Origin of the sequence: Paenibacillus sp. 1182 (assembly GCF_017833915.1) — a bacterium.
Taxonomy (GTDB): Bacteria; Bacillota; Bacilli; order Paenibacillales; family Paenibacillaceae; genus Paenibacillus; species Paenibacillus polymyxa_D.
The window spans coordinates 1-24,414 of record NZ_JAFICR010000019.1 but is presented as its reverse complement, the minus strand read 5'-3'; the positions used below and the strand labels follow the sequence as shown (position 1 = coordinate 24,414).

10 protein-coding genes and 4 pseudogenes are annotated in these 24,414 nt (G+C 41.3%); 11 read left to right on the top strand and 3 right to left on the bottom strand.

The annotated features are described in order from the left end of the window. Positions 1-18: 18 nt before the first annotated feature. Together JOD82_RS26735 and JOD82_RS26730 are read left to right on the top strand one after the other, a co-directional pair. Positions 19-2,394 (top strand): site-specific integrase, encoded by a 2,376-nt coding sequence (locus JOD82_RS26735; RefSeq protein ID WP_069012402.1) that lies wholly within the window; start codon positions 19-21, stop codon positions 2,392-2,394. A 1-nt stretch (position 2,395) separates the two neighbouring features. After that, the gene (locus tag JOD82_RS26730) at positions 2,396-2,839 is read left to right on the top strand and encodes a hypothetical protein (RefSeq protein WP_023988780.1); all 444 of its coding nucleotides are present in this window, start codon (positions 2,396-2,398) and stop codon (positions 2,837-2,839) included. On the opposite strand, the pseudogene JOD82_RS26725 reads toward JOD82_RS26730, so the two are convergent. Continuing rightward, positions 2,839-3,172, bottom strand: a pseudogene (locus JOD82_RS26725) (transposase); the annotation flags it as partial. The gene JOD82_RS26730 and the pseudogene JOD82_RS26725 overlap by 1 nt on opposite strands. 139 nt (positions 3,173-3,311) lie before the next feature. Between JOD82_RS26725 and JOD82_RS26720 the strand changes: the two are divergent. Then, positions 3,312-3,782, top strand: coding sequence for a Wadjet anti-phage system protein JetD domain-containing protein (locus tag JOD82_RS26720; RefSeq protein WP_023988778.1), 471 nt, complete (start codon positions 3,312-3,314; stop codon positions 3,780-3,782). Between the two features lie 496 nt (positions 3,783-4,278). Here JOD82_RS26720 and JOD82_RS26715 read toward each other — a convergent pair whose 3' ends face one another. Beyond that, a complete protein-coding gene (locus tag JOD82_RS26715) occupies positions 4,279-4,641 on the bottom strand; it encodes a helix-turn-helix domain-containing protein (RefSeq protein WP_069012401.1) in 363 nt (120 codons plus the stop codon). Positions 4,642-4,783: 142 nt separating this feature from the next. On the opposite strand from JOD82_RS26715, the gene JOD82_RS29415 reads away from it, so the two are divergent. The 3 genes and pseudogenes from JOD82_RS29415 to JOD82_RS26705 all read left to right on the top strand — a co-directional run bounded on the left by JOD82_RS29415 (position 4,784) and on the right by JOD82_RS26705 (position 6,052). Then, positions 4,784-5,038, top strand: a complete 255-nt coding sequence (locus JOD82_RS29415) for a ParB N-terminal domain-containing protein (protein WP_081317608.1) — start codon at positions 4,784-4,786, stop codon at positions 5,036-5,038. 39 nt (positions 5,039-5,077) lie between these two features. After that, a pseudogene (locus JOD82_RS26710) lies at positions 5,078-5,776 on the top strand (DGQHR domain-containing protein); the annotation flags it as partial. Positions 5,777-5,794: 18 nt separating this feature from the next. Next, positions 5,795-6,052 (top strand): hypothetical protein, encoded by a 258-nt coding sequence (locus JOD82_RS26705; protein WP_209950297.1) that lies wholly within the window; start codon positions 5,795-5,797, stop codon positions 6,050-6,052. 362 nt (positions 6,053-6,414) lie between these two features. Here the strand turns inward: JOD82_RS26705 and JOD82_RS26700 are convergent, their stop codons facing one another. Next, the gene (locus tag JOD82_RS26700; protein WP_208332719.1) at positions 6,415-7,302 is read right to left on the bottom strand and encodes a TetR/AcrR family transcriptional regulator; all 888 of its coding nucleotides are present in this window, start codon (positions 7,300-7,302) and stop codon (positions 6,415-6,417) included. 126 nt (positions 7,303-7,428) lie between these two features. Between JOD82_RS26700 and JOD82_RS26695 the strand changes: the two genes are divergently transcribed. The 5 genes and pseudogenes from JOD82_RS26695 to JOD82_RS26670 form a co-directional block, all read left to right on the top strand. Then, the gene (locus JOD82_RS26695) at positions 7,429-8,001 is read left to right on the top strand and encodes a hydrolase (protein WP_025723565.1); all 573 of its coding nucleotides are present in this window, start codon (positions 7,429-7,431) and stop codon (positions 7,999-8,001) included. 72 nt (positions 8,002-8,073) lie between these two features. Further along, a pseudogene (locus tag JOD82_RS26685) lies at positions 8,074-9,543 on the top strand (MFS transporter). Between the two features lie 491 nt (positions 9,544-10,034). Further along, a pseudogene (locus tag JOD82_RS26680) lies at positions 10,035-10,943 on the top strand (aminotransferase class III-fold pyridoxal phosphate-dependent enzyme); the annotation flags it as partial. After that, the gene (locus tag JOD82_RS26675; RefSeq protein ID WP_209950295.1) at positions 10,936-19,575 is read left to right on the top strand and encodes a non-ribosomal peptide synthetase/type I polyketide synthase; all 8,640 of its coding nucleotides are present in this window, start codon (positions 10,936-10,938) and stop codon (positions 19,573-19,575) included. The pseudogene JOD82_RS26680 and the gene JOD82_RS26675, both read left to right, overlap by 8 nt. Before the next feature lie 42 nt (positions 19,576-19,617). Further along, positions 19,618-24,414, top strand: a 4,797-nt coding sequence (locus JOD82_RS26670) for a non-ribosomal peptide synthetase (protein ID WP_209950294.1), incomplete at its 3' end; no start/stop codon positions are given.

The window sequence follows — 24,414 nt, the reverse complement described above, 5'->3', positions numbered from 1 at the left end:
TTGGAAAGAGGTGAAATCGTGTCGCAAATATTAGCTTGGCAATCCCTGAGATTTGGACCCATTACTGTAAGGCGAAAGGGACAATTCGAGAGTAGAGAGCATCTGACAAGATCGGAGTATGAACAATACAGATCGGCAGAGACTTGGGGACGGGTTGAACCTATTTTATCAAGCTCCTTAACGGATTTGGTACAACCCACAATATTTTTCAAGTTACCCGGCACCCAAAGAGATTACGTATTACTGCTTGCCTTTTTACAACGGATCAGTTTGCCTTTAGAGATCGTATTTCCAACCAAGACCGAATTCAATAAATTTCCTTTTCCCGAGTTACCGAATTTTGAGTACTTTGATGCGCTTTACGATAAATACTATCCGGTATTGTATCCGATGGATAGCGAAAAACAACTACAAAAGGCAAAGAAAAGGATTCCTTTGCTTCGAACTGTAGTTTGCTTATGGTTCGCAGGTTACGCCCTTAAGGAAGGGTTAGAGGGTAATCATATTATTACTTCCTCTGTATTAGCAAAAGCAAGTAAGATCGCTAAATATCATAGAAGTAGTTTAACCCTCCTAGGTAAGATGTTAGCTAAAGAAACAGATTCCTTGATTGAAAATAAACCGGTCATACCTTGCGATGAAGCGGAAAGAAGTGTCTGGATAGCCGCGGGAATATATCCAACCCAAACGCCGTTTGAGGAGAGTCTCTATACCTTTGCATTTTCTTACTTGAGGCAACGTGTGAATGATTCAATAACTGATGATTATTACGACGATGAAGGAAATTTACTTTTCAGATACGGTAAAAAAACTATCAGCATAAATTATTGGAAAGCGATAGTCAAGTACATCCGGTATTTTGCAATCAAATGTCGATCAAAAGGTCTTACTGACATAAGCGAGAATTCAATATCAGAAGTATACACAGAGATTTTTGGCCAGATGAAGGGACAAGAAGATAAGACGTTTTTCCGAGTGGCGCTTCGACATTGGCTTAGGTGGCTTATAAGAACTACAAATGCTTCATACAACATAGAACGGATTATGCCAAGACCTAGACGTGTTATGTCAAAAGATCATGGACGAGTATTTAGTATGTCCAAAGCTTATATTCTTGTGCAGACCTTAATGAACGATCAAACTCCTTTAATTAACGAGAACATTCTGATGGACTTTCGTCATAGGCGGGCTTGCCTGTTGATGTTATCAACTGCAGCAAGGCCTCATGAAATAGTTAATTTGCTTCAGAATGCTTTATTTATAGATTCGCAGGATAATTCCTGGATTCGTTTTCACAAAACCAAGACCATTCGCAATCAACCCGATCGAAACGGCTATGAATGGGTTCATCACGCTCTAGTGAAGAGCGATGCTGCAAGATGGTTTAACGAATTGATTCATTTTGCCCCATCAGAACCTATATTTTTTCCAAGAGAGTGGGGTGGGGATGGCCTTACGGAACTTCGTTTACTGGCTTCAAAACATAATGATGGCCCTATACGAACTAGCGGACTGTATAATTTTTTAACTCGCATTCAATCGAAGTTATGGCCTGAACTTAGGAAGCCATATTTCACACCCCATAATCTAAGAGCGCTCCATCTTACTTATCGGCGTATCTTAGGAGACAATGATGAGCTACTAGAGAGGCAGGCCGGACATAGTCATCCTTCCTCAAAAAAGCCTTATACGGAAACAATGCCTGCAGAAGAAGTTGCAAAGTTTGGTCATCTACTTCAAAAAGGCGTTTGGAGAAAGAAACCGGAAGGGGAGGATGCTGATAAGACAGAAGGGGCTGGAATTTCGTCTACTGAATATGTAGCCATTGATGAGATAACCGAAATTTCATCTAAGTTTGAGGTCACGCCTCAAAAGCTAGATGAAGCATATAAATTAACCCAGAAAATTATAGAGGAATCACCACGTTTCCAAGGTAAATTTATTGATTTGGAAGATGAGTTACACGAGGTTAACGTAGGTGGTTATACGCATAATTGTAATGCACATGTCTTGCTAAACTGTGGTCATACACCCGGGCATTGTAGAGCATGTGATGATTATAGTCCTGATGAGGGTACAGAAGATGCGCACAAGGCCGACATATTTCGTGAAATGTTGCATTATTACTATTGTCTCGATGCAGAGAAAAATTTCAAGTCCACAGGACAACGAAAAATGGTTTTTCAGAAGGCTGAGGATATAAAGGAACGGTTGAACAAAACAGAAAGAAGTCTCTGGGTAAATAAATTTAAAATGCCGCCAAATGAGGCGAAAAAACTGCATTCATTGCTCTTTAAGAAAGCAAAGGCATACTTTCGTGAACAGTCTAAAGAGAAGCCTAATCCAACTAATGCAGAAGTGCTTTGTTATATTTTAAGTGGGGAGGTAAAGTAAATTGGCTCGTCCGGTTTCTTTCAGTAGCAGCGACTTGGCATGGGAATGTGCACAAGTAAAAAGAAAGCTTTTAAATGATGTCAAAAAGGGGCGATTATCGCGTCTTTCAAAATCAGATGTGTACGATATGATTGCAAAACGCCCGCGAATCAGATTGAAAAGCTCGCGAATGTTGTGGACGGGTTCCTATAAGGAATATTTGGAAAAATGGTTCACCAAATTGAATGAGGAAATACAATTAATCCTAGACTCGGCCTCTGAAGGAGAACCAACGATTACAAGTCCTGAGATTGTAGCCCAGGAGCACCGGGAATTGCAAGCCAAGGTTACTCATTTAACACAGCTTATAAGTACGTATAAAGATGCTTTGGACGAATTACGCATAGAGAACGGACAGTACCGAGAATTAATCAGCCAGCGTTTCGGAGATATTGACTTATTCTAATGATCCTGAATGTCCCGTGTACTGATACCCTTCGCATACATATGTGCTCCTCAATGCCGGTCACATTCGTTTGATTTTTCTTCACGACTACAGGTTCAAATTCTACATCACCGTATTCGGAGGTTACGGTTTTCTTACTGTTGTAGCCGTCGCGGCTGTTTCTCGTTTGTTTGTTTTTACATCATGTTTCTCATAACCGGGATGCGTATCCAGTTCGGCTTCTAATGCTTCTTGAAGTACATCTGCAAATAATTCCTTTAATGTCCATTGAATATCTTCTGCCGATTGAAAATTATGCTCTTTTACGAATTGACGTAATTCTTGTTTTGACAATAATCCGCTTCAGGTCACCATGTGCTTATTCCTCCAACTTTGATCTAGTAGTCAGTATTGACAAATTTATCTCAGTTGAAGTAAAGATTATGTCCAAACTAAATTGTTACTTCAAGCCTTGTACGGAATTGAATTACAAATGGGTGAATCTCTCCCGGAGCGACTATTCTTTGGTGTGACGGTTCACTCGCAATTAATGAAAGCAGGCCGCGTGATAGATTTGAGGGCTGAACGCATTCTTATCATTGGAAATAAAACTGTATTTCATGAATATATCCAATCGTTATCGAGAATTGGTAATTTGTTAGAGAAGAAGATCATTGTTGTTTATCTTGGAGGTTTTCCAGGACCGGATAAACGATTTTTTCTTCGGCAAATCCAAGATAAATTTGATAAAAATGGTCTTCAGATTGAAGTTCAGTTTTGGGGCGACATCGATTGGGGAGGGTTCCAAATATTCCGGCATTTGCAAAAATCAGTGTTTCCACAACTACGACCCTATCGTATGGATAAGACTACTTTCCATCAGCATTTGGATTGGGCAGAAACCTTCACTGCAGATTATCAAGTCAAATTGGAGCAGCTACTGGAAAACACGGATAATTCCTAGTTTCACGGATTAATTCGAGAGATGTTGTGTACGGGCAAGCGTTTAGAGCAAGAAGCTATATTATTATAAACTGTATTTCAGCCACTGGTTGTTGCCGAATTCTATAAGATTCGTGGTAATACTTTGTATTGACAGTGTATTTCACAATAGCCGCGACTTTTGCGGCTTTTTTCATTTATTGTTATTAGTTGTTTTCTTGGACTGGGACAAAAATCAAAATTGAGCCTTCTATTTTTACCATAAAAATGCAAGTAAATCCGTAACTGGCCGATCAAGGAAACAAGGTTGTTACCAGGTTGGTGTAGAGCAAGGTAACGTCTGGGTATCTTGGCGGCTTATTTAAATGGGGGATGAAGAGCCAGTTGCAGACTACATTCTCAGTTCCCGGCTACAGCAAGCGATCAAAGCGTGATCGTGTGCTGACACCGGCGGTAAGCTTGTCCCTAGACACCAACAATAAACAGCACGCGATTCTCCAAGACCATGACATCTTCTTTTATTTATTCTTTGTACCCCCGGTTGTTTCAAAAATGTCATTTGTAATCCGATAAATCATGCTGATTTCCTCTAAGCTTTTTTGAATTAGCAGTTCCTGAAGCAGTTGAATGACGGTCATTTTATTTGAACGTATGCTGTCTAGTTGAATATTCTCCAATCTTAGTAACTCCAGCATCGTCACATCCAAAGCCCTCGTTAATTTATCCAATGTCTCTAAAGAAACGTTCACTTCTCCACGCTCGATTTCGCCGATATAGGATTGTGACATATCTACTTTTTCGCCAAGTTGCTCCTGTGACAATGATCTCGCTCTTCTGATTTCGCGGATTTTATAACCAATAATTGTCTTCAGTTCAGACATGTTACTCGCCTCCAATATTAGGTTAGGCAAGAACACCAAAAACTAACATACTGTTATAACATCTGAAATATTGATTTTAATAACTAAAACATCTATATTTAGGGTATAATTTAATTTAAGTGGTAAGGAGCTAAGTTAAAATATGAATGTTTTACCGACACAGTCAGTCATCGAAAATGTTCTGCAGTATAAAATGCGCGGTAAGGTAGCATACCTAGGTCATGTAACGGCTTCAGTTGCTGTTAATTTAACATATGTCAAGCCGTATAATGATCCATCTGGGAAAGGATATCAGAGACCAGTAGATCCCAAACGGTGCCACGATTTTTCGCTTTATTTATCAAAAGGGGACGATGCTTTATTTACTCCCGTTCTACTCAATGCCAATTCACAATGAGAATTTGTAGCGTATGATAAATTTAGATCTTCGTATGGAAGATTAATTTGCAAAGGTAAAGCATCTTTAATGGACGGCCAACATCGCTTGGGTGGGATAACAAAGTACATTAAAGAAACCAATTCTGAGCTTAATGTGCCATTTCTAGCATTTCATTGCTTAGACGAAGACGAAGAAATTCGTTTGTTTGATGTCATCAATACGAAAGCAAAAGGAATTGGTTCGTCTTTAAGTCGATTTCTGCGCAGAGATTCAGATGAGCTAAGTTGGGTCGCTACCGAATTAATGGTTCAGAATAGTAGCCCCTTTTTTAGTATTGGGAGTATAATCGGGAAACGAAATAAAGATAGGCATATCACGCTCCAAAACTTATATAAGACGCTTCATTATCTGACAAAAGAACCGCGAATTGCTTCTTTATCCAAAGAAGAAAAACTATCTTTATCTTTGAGTTATTTTGATTCTATTAGACAAACATTTGAAAACGAATGGAGCAATTACAAGGACTATCGACTGACACATATCGTTTGTTTGGATGCTTTGTCGATCGCAGGATCTGGAATATTGGATAGGGCAGTACACAATCAAAATAAGCGGTTCGACTACGCCTTAATAGAAAAAGCCGTAAAAAAATTAAAGAGAGTGGACTGGTCGATGAATGGCCCGCTGAAATATCTTAAAGGGCTCCCAGGATCAAGGAGTTTAGCAGAAGAACTTAAGGAACAAATGCTAAAATAATTTGATAGAGGTGTATACATGTCTGGGACGAATAGGAGAGTTGAGTCGCTAGTCATAGTAGATCCAGAGGGGAATCTCCAGCCATTTCATTTTATTGACCATTATAGAGAGAATGACCAATTTTATTGTATTTTACGTCACTATAACGAAATTAAAATTTTCAAGTTGGTTGAAAAAGATGGAGAGTCTGTTTTGTTTATGGCACCATTGGCGATGATGATTCAACCGTTGTGCCAACTGAATATAAAATTGCCGGCATCAGTTTTGATGCATTAACAACAGATAGTCAATTGTCCTGTAAATTCCAAGTATCACAAAATGGAAAATCAATAAATATACAGGAATATTTATAAAAATAGATGTTTTTCTAGGATTGTCAGCAGGTTCAATGGTTGGGGGACTGATCGTAAACCATTATTCTGTCACGACAAATTCCTGGGTTGGCGGACTGATTGTTATTTTAGCTATCATATCAGCAATCTTCTCCTTAATAACAAAAAGCAAAGGAATTGACCGTTACATCTTAGGAAAATAATAATTGGAACTAACCACACCTAATGAGCCAAACAATAGAGCGACGGTCGGTGTCAGTAAGTGCATAACCGTCGCCCTGAATCTGTGCTGGACTTCGAATCGTTCTAAATACCCGAATAAATAATATTCCTCAACTGGATGACCAGACTTTTGAGCTCTTTCTCTCTTTCCAAATAATAGAGCGAAGCTTGCAGCAACGGGAGATTCGGTTCCGCTTTTCTAACCTCCGTCTGGATAAAATGGCAAAGCTCACTCAGCTCCGAACGATGCTTGGCGCTGGACGAAAGAATGTTAAGGGCCGAATCCATCTCCCGGAACAGTTCGGTAAGGATCTGCTCTTTCTCCCCTTGGCGGTTCCCGAGCCCCCAGTTTAAATACCTCTCGAACGAAGCTTGTTTCAGCAGAGGCTTCGGATCGGAAGCCATCATATGCTTAACGAGCACGTTGAGCTTGTCAAAAATAAACTTTGCCGTTTCCTCGAGCGATAACGACTTTTCTTCATAAACAATCCAAAATAGATACTCCTTCAGAATCGCTCGATAGATGGAAACCAAATCCCACAGATACGGATGGATTTCTTCGCCGTACACATGCAGCAAACACTCACTATGCCATCGGATGAGCCGCCCTCTAACCTTGTGTCTAAGGGGGTGGAACTTGGGATCCTGTTGGATAGGGAGCTCCGTAAATTCGACCAGAATATGCTTGTATTCTATAAAATAACGGAATCGAAGAATGATCTGCTGTATAAACTGCTCTTCCGGCGAGAGTCCAGGAAGGCGCGTCAGCTCATCGACTTGATCAAAATAGTCGTTATGGCATTGATCAAACACCTCGCTGAATAGGTCTTCCTTGGAAGGGAAAAATTTATAGACGGATCCTTTGGCAATACCGCAATCCTCGGCAATATCCTGTATCGTCGTTAAAAGAAAACCCCGTTCCTTAAAAAGCCTCGTCGCCGATTTTAAAACCTCTTCCCTTGTCACACTCATAAACAATGTCTCCCCACTTGACTATTTTTGAATCATAGTACAAAATATAAGACATCAAGTCAAATGACCAAATGTTTAATATTTTAAACTTCAGGTCAAATCCAAAGGGTGAGGAGAACATATAGAATGGAAAAATTATTGGATCCGCAAAAAACAGCGTTAGTTGTCATTGATTTGCAAAAATGGCTTGGTAATCAATACGCCCCTTATTCCGCCGAGCAGGTAGTATCTAACGCTGCCGCCTTGGCAGATGCTTTCCGTGAGCAAGGCTCAATGGTTGCCCTGGTCCGGGTATCTAGCAAAGATCTGAAGGATATCCCGAGACCGAAGTTGGATTCGCCTGCACCACCACTGAATCTGCCTGAAGGATGGGATCAAATCGTCCCGGAAATGCGGGTCGCCGAAACAGACCACATCATTACTAAAAAGCAATGGGGAGCTTTTTACGGAACGGAGCTCGACCTGCAGTTGCGTCGCCGGGGAATCGACACCATCGTCTTATGCGGCATCGCTACCGGGCTTGGCGTGGATACGACCGCGCGGGAAGCGTTTATGAATGGGTATCAGCTGATTTTGGCGATCGATGCCATGACCGGGTTTTCTCAAGCCGAGCACGATCACGTGAAAAATTTTATTTTTCCACGCATCGGGCGTGTTCGGACAACACAGGAAATCATTTCTGCCTTTGCTGAAGTTTGAACCCAAAGGAGATGTGCCCTTGGATTTATCAGGTTCCAGGGGTCGTTTTTTTATTTCAGGAGGTTGGTCTCTATGACCCAAAAGAGAAGTCCCAAGTCCGACAGGATGTACCCCTGGTATGTCTTATCTGTAACCAGTCTCGGAGCGTTCCTGGTTCTGGTCAATATCGGAACGCTTAATGTCGCATTGCCGGAATTAAGCCAGCAATTTCATGCGAATGCGGCAGCTTCCAGCTGGATTTTACTTTCCTATATGCTGGTAAACACTATCCTGATTTTAATCTTCGGACAAATTTCGGATATTTTCGGAAGAAGCCGAATGTATTTAATAGGAATGGCCATCTTTACCGTATCCAGTTTACTACTCGGTTATGCTTTTAATGTAGAGGTACTAATCCTTCTTCGGATCGTACAGGCTGCCGGAGGAGCGCTCGTAGTGACGAACACAACACCGCTGATTACCGATGCGTTTCCCCAATCGCAGCTGGGCACCGGTCTCGGTCTGAATTTATTGTCCGCTTCCGTCGCGCAGGTGCTTGGCCCGGTCGTCGGCGGCGTGGTCACGACCGCCTGAGGCTGGAGGTGGGTGTTCTGGTCTAATGTTCCCTTCGGGATCATTGCTCTCATCTGGGGGCTCTGGATTCTAAGGGTGAAGCCCCTAGCGCAGCTCCATAAAAAAGTGGACGGATATGGAGGCATCATGATCTTTGTCGCTTTAGCGGGTCTAATCATTGCTTTATCCAAGGGGGGAGAACTGGGCTGGGGAGACAAGCAGGTGATCGGAGGTTTTGCGATATTCGCTATATTTACTACTATATTTTTATGGCATGAGCATCGTTCAGCATCACCTCTACTAGATTTAAGCCTTTTTGAAAGCTGGACGTTCAGTATGGGGAACATCGCTACATTCTTTAATTCTTTTGCCCGTACGGCGGTTGCTCTGCTCTTCGCTCTCTATTACCAATTTGCCTTCCACCAAAACGCGCTTAATGCCGGTCTAAGGATCCTTCCAATTACGATAGGGATGTTGGTCATTTCTCCGATTGCTGGCATGTTGACTAAGAAGGCGGCCATTCGAGTTCTGGCCTCACTTGGAATTCTTATTTCTATAGCAGGACTACTACTACTCCTATTCGTGGTCGGTGGAAATTTCTCTTACGGGGTCACCGCTTGCGGCATGTTGTTAATCGGGGTCGGGACCGGTTTATTCCTTACCCCCAATACGACGGAGATCATGTCAAGCGTTCCGGAGCAAAGCCGCGGGGTGGCGAATGGACTGCGGTCCATGCTATATAACTTGGGTCAAGTGCTGAGTACGGCTCTTTCTTTAACCATCGTCGGCGCAGCGCTGCCAGCCCACCTGAGGAACGTGCTGTATTCCGGAAAGAACAATGTGATTTCTGCCGTTGATTTTGCTTTCGTCATTCACGGTTACCGCTGGGTCATCATCGCACTAATAGGGACTTCTCTACTCGCTCTTGCTGCCTCGTGGTTCCGTCCGCAACAGAAAAAAGCTTACGAAAGCTCTTCAGCGGCCTCTTGACTTTGACGCATTGATGCCGCGTCAATCCGTCCGATCCTCATCGATCGGTCCTGCGGCTGCCGCCATAACCCCAGCGCGTCCGGTAAGCCCAAACTTCTGGAGCTAGCGATATATATCCGGCGGGTAGTGGAGCGTTGACGATAATATTGCTTACCAACCTGTAACTAAAGAAGTTTTTATTAGAAGGATACCTTTTTACTTCTACAAACCCGATACACGCTCAAAAAATGTAGGTGGCTTCCTTGCTATAATACGTTGCTCTCATTTTAAGATTTCCGGCCTGATAAAAATTTCAAGTAAAGTAGAACTTATGACCTATTGGAATTATTTTCATATTACTGTATTATCATTGAGTGTAAACATGATCGATCAGGACTTTTTAAAAGAACACATAAAGGATAAATACGGATACGAAAGACTCATCACTTATTTCTCAAGACATGAAGTAATTGGGGAAGAAATTTTTCCGTATCTTGGTACTGCCATTCACTAAACGGACTGGTATATTTGCGTTTATGGGAGGATTTCACGGAATGTCGCTGGGGAGTCTGGCTGTTACCAGCAACATTCAGAAAAGATCTTCCTCCGGCATAGCATTATCCGATGTTACCTTTTTCCCATACTCCGAGAGTCCAATTGACTCATTCGATACTATTGAATACATGGAAGCCGTTCTAAACGACGGTCACTCGGGAATCGAAAAACCGGCGGCTATTATATTTGAAACCATTCAGGCGGAAGGCGGCGTAAATATAGCTTCACCCGAATGGATGCTCAGGCTGAGGGAACTTAGCGACAGACACGGTATTCTACTGATTTGCGATGACATTCAGGTTGGCTGCGGACGCACCGGACCGTTCTTTTCATTTGAACGTGCCGGGATGATCCCTGATATTGTACTGCTTTCCAAGTCAATCAGCGGGTATGGCCTTCCCATGTCTATTCTGCTGATGAAACCGGAACTTGATGTCTGGAAGCCTGGTGAGCATAACGGTACGTTCCGGGGAAACCAGCTTGCTTTCATTGGAGCTACAGCTGCGTTGGAATATTGGGAAATGAATAATTTGGAACAGTCTGTGAAATATAAGGAAGCATTTGTAAGAGAATATTTAACCAAGCAGATTTTGTCATTACATAAGGGCCTGACCATTCGGGGTGCAGGTTTGATTTGGGGTATTGATTTTTCCAATGTGGAGGATGAGCGAATCACGCAAAAAGTAGTAGAGGAATGTTACCAAAACGGTTTAATCATCGAAAGCGCAGGAAGAAAAGACAGTGTTATAAAACTTATGCCTCCGTTAACCATCGAGCTTGAACTTTTGCAGCAGGGTTGTTCAATTATCAGACAAGCTATTCAAGAGAATATAAATAAAGTATTGGAGGTCGAAAGTTATGGATAAAATCGCCATTATAGGAATAGGATGCCGTTTGCCAGGAGGAATAAGGGGGCCTGAGGAGTTCTGGGAAGCATTGACTGCGGGAAAAGATATGACTTCCGATTTACCCGAAGGCCGCTGGGATTTAGAAAAGTTTTATGATCCTGACAAATCAAAGCCAGGCAAGCATTACACCTGTCATGGTGGATTTTTAGATAAAATAGATGAGTTTGACCCTTTGTTTTTTGGTATTTCTCCAAGGGAAGCGGCCTTTCTTGATCCACAGCAAAGACTGATGCTGGAGACATCATGGGAAGCAATGGAAGATGGAGGCTTGGATCCGGCCAAGCTAGCAGGAACCAATACCGGTGTCTTTGTAGCGGGCTTCACCCTTGACTATCAAGCAATACAATTTAAAAACGAATCGGTTGAAAGTTTAGATACACATTCGGCAACGGGTATGATGATGACAATGTTGTCCAACAGGATTTCATATATATATGATTTCAGAGGTCCAAGTTTGTCTGTAGATACAGCGTGTTCGGGCTCTTTGGTTGCAACACACCTTGCATGCGGGAGTTTATTGAATAATGAATGTAATCTCGCAATAGCAGGCGGAGTAAGTGTTATAGCTACACCTGAGTATACCATAGCGGAAAGTAAGGGTGGTTTTTTATCTCCCGATGGACGGTGCAAAACTTTCGATTCCAGTGCAAACGGCTATGCAAGAGGAGAAGGAGCCGGCGTTGTGGTTTTAAAACGCCTGTCAGATGCTATCGAAGACGGAGATAGGATTTATGCCGTAATAAGTGGATCGGGTGTAAACCAGGACGGCCACACAGACGGGATTACTGTTCCAAACGGGCAGGCTCAGGAAAACTTAATGAAGGAGGTATACAAAAAGGCAGGAATATCACCTTCAGATATAACATATATTGAAGCTCACGGCACCGGCACTCCGGTTGGAGACCCTATTGAGGCTAATGCAATAGCACGAGTGGTTTCAACAGACAGGCCAAAAGATAAAAAGTGTATTGTCGGATCTGTTAAGACAAACATTGCCCACCTTGAGGCCGCTGCAGGAGTTGCCGCACTGATAAAAGCTTCACTAATCATAAAGCATAAGCAAATACCTCCACATCTGCACTTTAAGAATCCAAACCCTAAAATTCCCTTTGACGATTTATGTATACGAATTCCTCAGACCCTGGAGCCTTTGCCGCAACCCGCATTGGTTGGCATAAATTCATTCGGTTTTGGAGGAACAAATGCCCATATCCTCTTGGAGGAAGCTACAGATCTCCAAAAACAGGGTACTCCTGAAGTTAATGTAAATACCGGATGGCCATATATGATTCCCATATCTGCGCGCTCAGAAAAGGCGCTAAAAAACTATGCGCAAAAGTATGTTGATTTTATTAATGGAAGTGGAGAAAGTATTTCTTTATATGATATTGGAAGCATGATGAGCAAAAAGCGCACCCATCATGACTATAGACTAGCGGTTTCGGCATCTTCAAAGGAAGAACTTGCAGGAAACCTGGAAGCGTATATTAAAGGACAAGCACGCCAGGGGATGTCTGCGGGAAATGTTGAGGCAGGAAAGTACAATAAAGCTGTTTTTGTATATACAGGTATGGGGCCCATATGGTGGGCTATGGGCAGACAGCTCCTTGAAAAAGACCCTGTGTTTAGAAATATGATAGAAAAATGCGATAAACTTACACGTCAGTATGCTGGATGGTCTCTACTGGAGGAACTTCTCGCCGATGAGGAGAATTCACGTCTGGACCAGCCCCAGTTTGCTCAACCTGCCAATTTTGCTGTTCAGGTGGGTTTGACTGAAGTATGGAAATCCTTGGGTATTATACCCCATGCGGTGGTAGGACACAGTGTTGGAGAAGTGGCTTCTACATATGTTGCAGGAATTTACAGCCTTGAAGATGCCATGTTGGTAAGTATTCACAGAAGCCGTGCACAGCAAAAAGCAGTAAACAAGGGCACAATGCTGGCGGTAGGTTTACCAGAAAAAGAAGTTGTGGCCCTGCTGGATGAGAACATAAAAGGTGTTTCAATGGCAGCAATCAATAGCCCAAATTCGGTAACTTTGTCAGGTGATCCTGATGCCCTTGAGCAGATCCAAAAACAGTTGCAGGATAAGGGGGTTTTTGCGCGGCTTTTAAAGGTCAATGTAGCGTATCACAGTTACCAAATGGAACCATATGAGCAGGAGCTATTGGAGGCATTAAAAGGAATAAAGTCCCAGCCTGCCGGGATACCGATATATTCCACGGTTACAGGGAAAATGCTGACGGGTACAGAGTGTGATGGACATTACTGGTATAAAAATGTAAGAGAGCCGGTACGTTTTGAAGCAGCAATGTATGAAATGATTTCGTTGAATTATAACTTATTTATTGAGGTGGGCCCTCACCCTGTTTTAGCAGCTTCTATTTCTGATTGTCTGTCAGCTAAAAACGTTGAAGGTAAGAAGTTGTTCTCTATAAAAAGAAATGAAAACGAACAGGTTTCAATACTGGAGAACTTAGGGAATCTATATGCACTGGGATACCCTATAGATTGGAACAAGATTTACCGGTACCAAGGTGAGTTTGTAAGTCTCCCTCTTTATCCATGGCAATGGGATAAATACTGGATGGAAACGCAGGAATCAAGTGAATTTAGGCAGGGAAAAAATAAGCACAAGTTTTTAGGACGCCGTTTGAAAACTTCCAGCCCTATATGGGAGATTGAACTTAATACTACCTATATGACGTATCTTTCTGATCATAAAATACAAGGTATAGAAGTTTTCCCCGGAGCAGGGTATGTAGAGCTGGGAATGGCTTGTGCCAGAAGCTATTTTGGAGAGGGTTTTTATACAGTTGAAGATATAAAGTTTGAAAATGCTTTATTTTTAAATCAAGGAGTATCACCTGTGGTGCAGGTGGTTTTGGATCCAAAAACCGCAAAATTCGAGATTTCAAGCAGGATACCGGGACAAGATAAGACTTGGACATGCAATGCATCCGGCACAATAAGAAAACGGCAAAACATAAAGATCACTGCTAAAGATGAGTTGATTCAAATACTTGGCAATTGTACCAAAGAATACGGAAAAGAAGTATGTTATAAAACCTTCTATCAAATGGGTTTCCATTATGGTCCTTATTTCCAAGGTATAGACAAGATATGGAAAGGCGATAACGAAGCTCTTGGCAGGATTGAGATCCCTAAAATACTGGAGATTGATAGCTCTATCTACGGTCTTCACCCGGCGGTATTGGACGCCTGTTTCCAGGTTACCATTGCGGCAGTTGCACCACTTAATGAAGATGAAAATAACGAAGGCCAATCATTCCTACCTGTAGGAATAGACAGGGTGCAGCTTTATGGAAGGCCGGAGCCTGTCATGCTTTGTCATACGCAGATGGTAGATAGGAAAGATAATAATTTGAACGCCAACATCCGTCTATATAGTGAGGACGGAAATCTAATCGCCGAAATACTGGGCATAAGAACTAAGGAACTTGGAAATAGTGGAGGGTCTGATGCTGGAAGAGTTAAGGATTATCTTTATGAGATAAACTGGGAGCTTCTAAAAAGTGAAGAAGTTGATACCCGCACAGCTGCTGCTAACTCTGGAGCATGGCTTATTTTTGTGGATCATAAAGCAGCAGGAAAAGAACTGGCAAATCTCCTTGAAAAAAGGGGAGAAGAATGCTTTATGGTATATCCTGGTGAGAATTTTGGTTGGCAGTATGAAGAGCGTGAGATATATATAAACCCTCGAAGCATTGAGGATCTTAGAGCGTTGTTTGATGAATTCTCAAAAATTAAAACGAAGCTAACAGGTATTGTATATATGTGGAGCCTCAATATCCTTGAGATCCAGGAAGTTAGCAATACAGCTATAGAAAAAGCTTGTTTTGAAAACCTGTTTGTATTAAAACACCTGGTACAAGCAACCACAAATCTGGGATTAAATTTTAAGCTGTGGGTTATTACAAGAGGAGCCCAAATGATCAACAGGGCTACTCCAAATTCTGCATTCTTACAGTCGTTGGTATGGGGCCTTGGCACCGTCATAGGTTACCATGAGTTGCCTTCAAATTGGGGAGGCCTTGTAGACCTTGACATAGAGGCCAATGCGGGTGAAATGGAAATGCTGTTAAAAGAAGTCTTAGGTAATGGAGAGAACCAAATTGCTTTCCGTAATGGGAATAGACTTGCAGCAAGAATCGATAAACTGCGGATTGATATGCAGCATCAAGTACCCGTACATCTTCGCCCCGATGGAAGTTATGTTATTACAGGTGCTTTTGGTGGCATAGGTATGATTACAGCCCAGTGGATGGTTGCCAAGGGAGCAAGACATCTGGTACTGCTTGGACGCGGAGAATTTCCAAAACGTTCTGAATGGAACAATGTAGAGCCAGGCAGCAGCCTTGCAGAGAGGATTGAGTTTGTTCGTAAGCTGGAGTCCCAGGGGGCAACAGTATATATTGGATCAGTGGATGTAACTGATGAGGAAAAGCTTGCTGGATTTTTTAAAGATTTTGATAAGGAAGAAAGGCCTCCTATTCGAGGTGTTGTACATTCTGCTGGTATTACGGATGATCAATTTCTTGAGGTTAGTAAAGATGAGACTTTTTATAGGGTCCTTTCGCCTAAGGTAAATGGTGCATGGAACCTTCACCGTATGACAGAGGGACGGCCTATTGACTTCTTTATTTTATTTTCTTCAGTTGCTTCTGTATTTGGTTCACCAGGCCAGGGAGCATATGCAACTGGGAATGCCTTTTTGGACTCACTTGCACATTACCGTTTATCGAGAGGACTTCCTGCACTGAGTATCAATTGGGGACCATGGTCAGAGGTTGGAATGGCTGCAAGGTTTATGGAACGTGATCCGGAGTATTATATACAAAAATCCATAGAATCTGTAACGGTAGAAAAGGGAATTAGGGCTATGGAGCACCTTGTTGGAGAAGCTGTTGCACAGTCTGTGGTTCTACCTATACTCTCGTGGCAAACGTTTTGGGAAAAATGGTTCTCACCCATGAGTTCTCCACATGTGCTTAAAACTCTTTTGCAAGATGAGTCAGGACAACAAGAGAATATAAATAAATCAAAGGTGGATGTTGATATCCTGGAGGATATTATTTCATCTCCAATACAGAGCAGGCAGAATATCGTTGAAATGCATATTAAAACAATAGTAGCGAAGGTTTTGCGTTATAATCCTGAGGATCTAAGTACCAAACAACCACTAACTGTTTTTGGGATGGATTCATTAATGGCCACCGAAATAAAAAACAGGATGGAGGTTGCCTTTAAAACACCTGTTTCCATAGTAGAACTTCTTAAGGGTTCCAGCATATACGATCTTTCCGAGCAAATGATATCAAAGCTATACGAATCGGGAAAGATTTCAGAACAGGGTTCCCTAAATATGGGTAAGGCTGAGCTTGAAAGAATACCTAAAGTTTCTGAAAAAGAGTACTATGAAACCTCATCTGCACAAAAGATGATGTATATCATTAATAATCTTGAGGGTAACAACATTGGGTATAACATACCTGTGGGAATTTTATTTGAAGGTGGGATTGAAAGGGTTGCCCTTGGGGAAGCATTAAAAACATTGATACAAAGGCATGAAGCATTTAGGACATCCTTTGAGATGATTGATGGGGAGCTTGTGCAAAGGATACAAGATGAAGTTGATTTTACTATAGAATATTTTGAGTCTGAGGAAGACGGAGTAGAGAAAATAATCGATGAATTTGTAAGACCGTTCGATTTAAGCAAAGCACCCTTAATAAGAGTAGGTCTTATAGAAATCCATGCTAGCAGGCAAATACTTTTGCTTGATGTACATCATATAGTCTCGGATGGAACTTCAATAATCAGGACTTTTGATGAAATAGTTTCTATATTAAGTGGTGAAAGCCTTCCGGCAATGGAGGTGCAATATAAGGATTTTGCCCAGTGGCAGAATGGCTTGTTTAGCACTGAGGTTTACAAAAAGCAGGAAGAATACTGGCTTAATAGGTTCAAGGGTGAAATTCCTATCCTTGATATGCCTACAGATTATCCTAGGCCTGTCCTTCAAAGCTTTGAAGGAAATAGGTTGCTATTTGATTTAGACAGTCATTTGATGGATAAATTAAATGTACTTTCCTCCCAAACAGGAGCCACCGTGTATATGATACTTCTTGCGGCATTAAATACACTAATGTATAAATACTCAGGACAGGAAGACATAATTATTGGTACTCCTATAGCGGCAAGAACTCATTTTGATACTGAAAGAATACTGGGGATGTTTATAAATACCCTGGCATTAAGGAATTTCCCAGAGGGAAATAAGGCCTTTACTGAGTTCTTGGAAGAAGTAAAAGAAAGCTCCTTAGAAGCATATGAAAATCAGGAATACAGGTTTGATCAGTTTGTGACAAAACTTAACGTAAAGAGAGATTCAAGCAGAAATCCTTTATTTACTGTTATGTTTAATATTGTTCCTTCTGATGAGCATATTATGGAACATCGTGGTGAATTAAAGTATTCCAAATATCCGGTTGAAAGTAAAACATCAAAATTTGACCTAACATTCCAGTTGATACCAAATGGTCATAATATAATATTATGGATGGAATATGCTACACGTCTGTTTAAGAAGGAGACGGTAGAAAGGCTTGTTCAGCATTACTTTAATATCCTTGAAGAGATAACCTCAAACCCTGAAAAAAAACTATCAGAAATCAATATGTTATCCCAAGAAGAAAAGGAGCGAATAATATACGGCTTTAACGATACGAAGGTTGAATTTGAACATCACCTGACGGTACACCACCTGTTTGAGCAGCAGACGAAAGTACGTCCAGACAATATAGCAGTAGCGTATGAAGGCCGTAGATTTACATATGGCCAGATTAACCAAAGGGCAAACAGGATAGCAAGGTACATGCTAAAGGCTGGCACTGGTAGAGAAGAAGCCGTAGTTGTCATGCTGGAGAGGGGACCCTTATTTGTAGAATCGGTACTTGGTATATGGAAAGCAGGGGGGGCTTACATACCTGTAAATCCAAAATACCCTACACAAAGGGTGCTTGATATATTTAAGGAATCTAAAGCTGCCTATGTGTTGACCTTATCAGATTATGTGACCCAGCAGCTTAGTGAGAACTATAAAGGCCGAATTATATACCTTGACCAGTGTGAAAAAGAGATTGAGGCTGAAAGTGGCGAAAACCTAGATCTAGATATAGACATAAATAGTTTGGCCTATGTTATATATACATCTGGTTCAACTGGTGTACCAAAGGGAGCTATGATAGAGCATCTTGGCATGATAAACCACATCCATGCGGAAATAAAGGAACTTTGTATAACTAACAACAGCATAATATCCCAGAACTCGCCTCAATACTTTGATGTATCTGTATGGCAGTTCTTTGCAGCCCTAACCATAGGAGCTCAAATTATCATCTATCCAGATGAAATAGTAAAGGATGTTGCAAGGTTTACGAATCGGATCATAGAAGATGGCATAACGGTCCTTGAGGTGGTACCTTCATACCTTGCTTTAATGCTTGAGTATGTGGAAAATACAGGGAATAAACCGGAAAAACTTCATTACTTGCTGATAACGGGAGAAACCGTAAAATCCGGCATAGTAAGGAAATGGTTTGACCTATGTCCAAATACTAAAGTAGTTAATGCCTACGGACCTGCAGAGGCAGCGGACGATATTACTCTATATACTATGGAAGCTGCTCATGAAGGAGAGAACATTCCTGTAGGCAAGCCTATACAAAATATGAATCTATATATAACAGATAAAAACATGAACCTGTGCCCTATCGGAGTAAAAGGAGAGATCTGCGTCTCTGGAACAGGTGTAGGAAGGGGTTATTTAAATGACCCTGAAAAAACAGCCCATGTATTCCTTGAAGATCCTTTCAGAGAAGAAAAGGGGATAAGGCTGTACAAAACAGGAGACCTGGGAAGATGGCTGCCTGACGGGAATATCGAATTCCTGGGCAGAATAGACCATCAGGTTAAGATCCGCGGATACCGAATAGAGCTTGGAGAAATAGAAGCTCAGCTTCTAAAACATTCTTCAATAAAAGAAGTTGTGGCAGCAACAAGGGAAGACCCCCAAGGGAACAAGTACATCTGTGCATATATAGTTGGAGAAAGTGAATTGACAATACCGGAATTAAGGGAGTATCTCTCCAAAGATCTGCCAGACTACATGATCCCTTCATATTTTGTACAGTTGGAAAAACTGCCTTTATCAGCGAATGGCAAGGTAGATAGAAATGCCCTGCCTGCCCCTGATGGAAATATTAATACAGGGGTAGACTATGCTGCACCATTCGGTGAAATTGAGGAGAAGCTTGTACTGATATGGAGCCAAATCCTTGGAGTCCAGAAGATTGGAGTAAATGATAACTTCTTTGAATTAGGAGGAGACTCATTAAAGGCAACCAATCTTGTATCAAGGGTTCATAAAGAATTTGACATAGAATTTGCATTAAAAGAAGTGTTTATGGGTCCTACAATTTCGGCAATAGCAAAAAGTATTAAAAATAGACTTAACGATACAGTGGAAATCGAAGAAATTTTAAGCATGATTGAAAATCTATAAATAGGAATTAAAAGAGATGAAATAGAGAAGAGGGACGAAGTTATGGATAATTTGATGAAAAGAATAGAATCTCTTTCTCCAGAAAAAAGAAAGCTATTTGAGACGATGCTAAAAGAAAAAGGAAAAGATGTTTCAAAATATACGCCAAATGCCTTTTCTGGAATACCTTCTGCCAGAGAGCAGGAATTTTACCCTATGTCATCTGCCCAGAAAAGGCTGTATATACTAAACGAGCTTGAAGGAGCAGGTACTGCATATAACATGCCAGGCGTCGTACTGCTGGAAGGAAACATTGATGCAGTACGCTTCGAACAGGCATTCAAGGAGCTAGTAAAAAGACATGAGGCTCTGCGCACATCATTTCATATGGTTGAGGGTGAACCAGTACAAAAGGTTCATGATTACGTGGATTTCAGTATTACGTACCTGGAACTGGATGAAGAAAAAGCAGCAGAAATAGTCAAAGAATTCATAACGCCCTTTGATCTTAGCCAAGTTCCATTACTGAGAGTAGGACTTGTAAAAACGAACGAAGACAGGCGTGTTATGATGTTTGACATGCACCACATAGTATCAGATGGTATATCAGTCAATATACTTATGAGTGAGTTTTTGGATTTGTACCAAGGGAAGACCCTTTTGCCACTACGGATACAGTACAAGGATTTTTCTGTATGGCAGAAGGAGATGTTTGCCGGAGACTCAATAAAGAAGCAGGAAGAATACTGGCTCCAGACATTTAAGGGTGATATACCGGTACTGGATATGCCTACTGACTATCCAAGACCGGCGGTACAAAGTTTTGAAGGAGATGCTGTAAGCTTTGAAATAAACCCTGAACTTTCAGTCAAACTAAATAAGCTTGCAACAGATAATGGAGCTACCTTATACATGGTACTGATGGCTGCATATAACGTACTCCTGTCCAGATACACTGGACAGGAAGACATCATAGTTGGAAGTCCTGTAGCCGGAAGGCCCCATGCTGACCTGCAGGGTATCATTGGTATGTTTATAAATACCTTGGCCATAAGGAACTATCCTGAGGGAGAAAAGACCTTCGTCCAATTCTTGCAGGAAGTAAGGGAAAATGCGTTTTTGGCTTTTGAAAATCAGAACTACCAGTTTGAAGAACTTGTAGAAAAACTTAATCTCATGAGGGACATGAGCAGGAATCCTCTTTTTGACACTATGTTTGCACTGCGCACTTCAAACAAGACAGAATTTGCAGCATCGGGTATAAACTTCAAACAATACAACAACTGGCTGGAAGGCAGAAAGGCAAAATTTGACCTTATGCTTGAAGTGGTAGAGGGTCAAGAAGGTATAACATTTAACCTTGAATATTGTACCAGGCTGTTTAAGAAGGAGACAATAAAAAGGTTTGGAACCCATTACATTTCCGTTCTTGAAGAGATAACGGCATGCCCTGAAAAAAGGTTGTGGGAAATTGATGTACTGTTACAGGAAGAAAAACAGCAAATCCTATATACCTTTAACGCTACAGAGGCACAGTATCCTAAAAACAAGACTATCCATCAGCTTTTTGAAGAGCAGGCAGAGAAGAACCCTGATCATGTAGCTGTGGTATTTGAGGGTAAAAAGCTTACATATAGTGAACTCAATAAAAAATCAAATGGGTTGGCCCATGTATTAAGGGCTAAAGGAGTCAAACCGGACAGTATCGTAGGTATTCTGGCAGAACGCTCACTTGAGATGATAGTAGCAATCCTAGGGGTATTAAAAGCAGGAGGGGCATATCTTCCCATAGATCCAGATTATCCTGAGGAAAGAATAAGTCATATGCTGGAAGACAGCCGGGCAGTGATCCTGTTGACCCAATCACATTTTATAGACAAATATACATCAATAGGTACAGTAATAAATTTAGAAGATGAGCAGGAATATTCAGATGAACAATATAACTTATCGGAGGTAAATAAACCTTCCGATCTAGCTTACTTAATATATACCTCAGGCTCTACAGGTAAACCCAAAGGGGCAATGATAGAGCATAGAAACATAGTAAGGCTGTTATTTAACAGTAAAATGCAGTTTGATTTTAACGAAAATGATGTATGGACTATGTTTCATTCTATGAGTTTCGATTTTTCCGTATGGGAGATGTACGGGGCGTTGTTATATGGGGGCAGATTGGTGGTAGTTCCTAAAATGACAGCACGCAGCAATGTAGAGTATCTGAGACTTCTAAGGAATGAGAAGGTGACCGTATTAAATCAGACACCTTCAGCCTTCTATAATATAGCCAATGAAGAAGTATCATATGAAGAAAAAGAACTTAAGATAAGATATGTCATATTCGGAGGGGAAGCATTAAAGCCTGCATTGTTGAAGGAATGGAGAAAGAAGTACCCGCGGACTAGACTCATCAATATGTATGGAATAACCGAGACAACAGTGCATGTCACATATAAAGAGATAGAAGAGGAAGAAATTAGATCTAATGTGAGCAGCATAGGAAGGCCTATACCAACACTTACAACATATGTAATGGATAAGAACATGAAAGTTGTTCCCATTGGAGTAGCCGGAGAGCTTTGTGTAGGAGGAGACGGAGTTTGCAGAGGATATCTTGGAAGACCGGAGCTTACAAAGGAAAAGTTCGTTCAAAATCCGTACAAGCCGGAAGAGAGGTTATATAGATCTGGAGACCTGGTCCGGTTATTATCTGATGGAGAAATGGAATACCTGGGTAGAATAGACCACCAGGTAAAGATAAGAGGCTTTAGGATAGAGCTTGGTGAAATAGAAGCACAACTGCTAAAGCATCCTTCAATTGAGGAATCTTTGGTGATTGCAAAGGAAGACCATCAGGGCAGTAAATACCTGTGTGCATATATAGCGGGAGAAAATGAGCTGACAATATCAGAACTAAGGGAGCATCTCTTAAAAGAACTGCCCGAATACATGGTACCATCATACTTTGTGCAGCTTGAAAAAATGCCATTGACAGCTAATGGCAAGATAGACAGGAAGGCATTGCCTGAACCCGAAGGTAATATAAATACGGGAATAGAGTATGAAGCGCCTATAGGCGAATTTGAAGAGAAGCTTGCACTGATTTGGCAAGACATCCTTGGAATTAAGAAGATAGGAAGAAATGACAACTTCTTTATGTTAGGTGGACACTCTTTAAAGGCTACAAGCCTTGTAGCGAGAATTCACAAAGAGTTCAATATAGACATGCCTCTTAAGGAAATATTTAAGGCTCCAATTATAGCGGAAATAGCAAGGTATATGAAGGAAGCAAAGGAGAGTATATATCAATCCATCCAAACTGCTAAAGAGATGGAATACTACCCTATGTCATCAGCCCAAAGAAGGCTGTATATATTAAATCAGTTTGAAGGAGCAGGGACAGCATACAATATGCCAGGCAGCTTGCTGGTTGAAGGCAGTATTGATCTGGAGCTTTTTCAGAAGACCTTCCAACAGCTTATAAATAGGCATGAGACCCTTCGAACATCTTTCCATTTCATAGAGGGTGAACCCGTCCAGAAGATCAATGATCCTGTGGGTTTTAGTGTAGTGTATCTAGAATCTTACGAAGAAAAAGTGGGGGAAATCGTAAAAGAATTTATAAAGCCGTTTGATCTTGGAATTGCTCCGCTGCTAAGAGTAGGCCTTGTGAAAACGGGAAAAGACAAGCATGTCATGATGTTTGACATGCACCATATCATATCTGACGGTACGTCCATGGATATACTGGTACATGAGTTCATGGATATGTATGGAGGAAATAACCCTTCTTCCCTCCGTATACAGTACAAGGACTATTCTGTTTGGCAGAAGGAACTATTTGCTGGGGACAAAATAAAGAAGCAGGAGGAATACTGGCTCCAGGAATTTAATGGAGAAATTCCTGTGCTGAATATGCCAGTAGATTACCAAAGGCCTGCGGTTCAAAGCTTTGACGGAGGTTTTATCCGTTTTGAAGCAGGCAGTGAGCTTACGGGAAAACTTATTAAGCTTGCAAGGGATAATGGGGCTACTCTTTACATGACATTGCTTGCTTCATACAACATACTGCTGTCTAAGTATACGGGGCAGGAAGATATTATAGTGGGAAGCCCTATAGCTGGAAGACCTCATACAGATTTACAAGACATAATAGGTATGTTTGTAAATACTTTAGCCATGAGGAACTATCCCCAGGGAGAAAAGACCTTTGCTGAGTTTCTAAAGGAAGTAAGGGAAAACTCTATAAGGGCTTATGAAAATCAGGACTACCAGTTTGAAGAACTGGTGGAAAAGCTTAATGTAAAGAGGGATATGAGCAGGAATCCTCTTTTTGATACTATGTTTGTATTGCAAAATACCGGCTCATCAGAATTGAAGATAGATAGGCTTAAGTTTATACCCTATACAAATGAATTTAGAATATCCAAATTTGACTTGACATTAAATGCTCGGGAAACCCAGGAAGGTATTGCATTTGATTTGGAATATGCCACAAGGCTGTTCAAGAAAGAGACTGTAGAAAGGTTTGCAGCCCATTACCTTAATGTTCTGGAAGAGATAACGGTTTATCCTGGAAAAAGGTTGTCAGAAATTGATATGCTTTCACAGGAAGAAAAGCAGAAAATACTATATGACTTTAACGATACAAAGGTCCGGTATCCTAAGGATAAGACTATACATCAACTGTTTGAAGAGCAGGTAGAAAAGACACCCAATAATATTGCTGTAGTGTTTGAAGATAAACAGCTGACTTATAAGGAAGTAAACGAAAAGGCAAACCAACTGGCCAGAAAATTAAGAGAAAAGGGAATAAAACCTGATAGTGTAGTGGGAATTATGGTAGAACGTTCCCCGGAA

Excerpts from the sequence above, each read along its gene's own strand:
- JOD82_RS26720 (WP_023988778.1), top strand. The coding sequence starts at position 3,312 with ATGGGTGAATCTCTCCCGGAGCGACTATTCTTTGGTGTGACGGTTCAC.
- JOD82_RS26715 (WP_069012401.1), bottom strand. The coding sequence starts at position 4,641 with ATGTCTGAACTGAAGACAATTATTGGTTATAAAATCCGCGAAATCAGA.
- JOD82_RS29415 (WP_081317608.1), top strand. The coding sequence starts at position 4,784 with ATGAATGTTTTACCGACACAGTCAGTCATCGAAAATGTTCTGCAGTAT.
- JOD82_RS26705 (WP_209950297.1), top strand. The coding sequence starts at position 5,795 with ATGTCTGGGACGAATAGGAGAGTTGAGTCGCTAGTCATAGTAGATCCA.
- JOD82_RS26700 (WP_208332719.1), bottom strand. The coding sequence starts at position 7,302 with ATGAGTGTGACAAGGGAAGAGGTTTTAAAATCGGCGACGAGGCTTTTT.
- JOD82_RS26695 (WP_025723565.1), top strand. The coding sequence starts at position 7,429 with ATGGAAAAATTATTGGATCCGCAAAAAACAGCGTTAGTTGTCATTGAT.
- JOD82_RS26675 (WP_209950295.1), top strand. The coding sequence starts at position 10,936 with ATGGATAAAATCGCCATTATAGGAATAGGATGCCGTTTGCCAGGAGGA.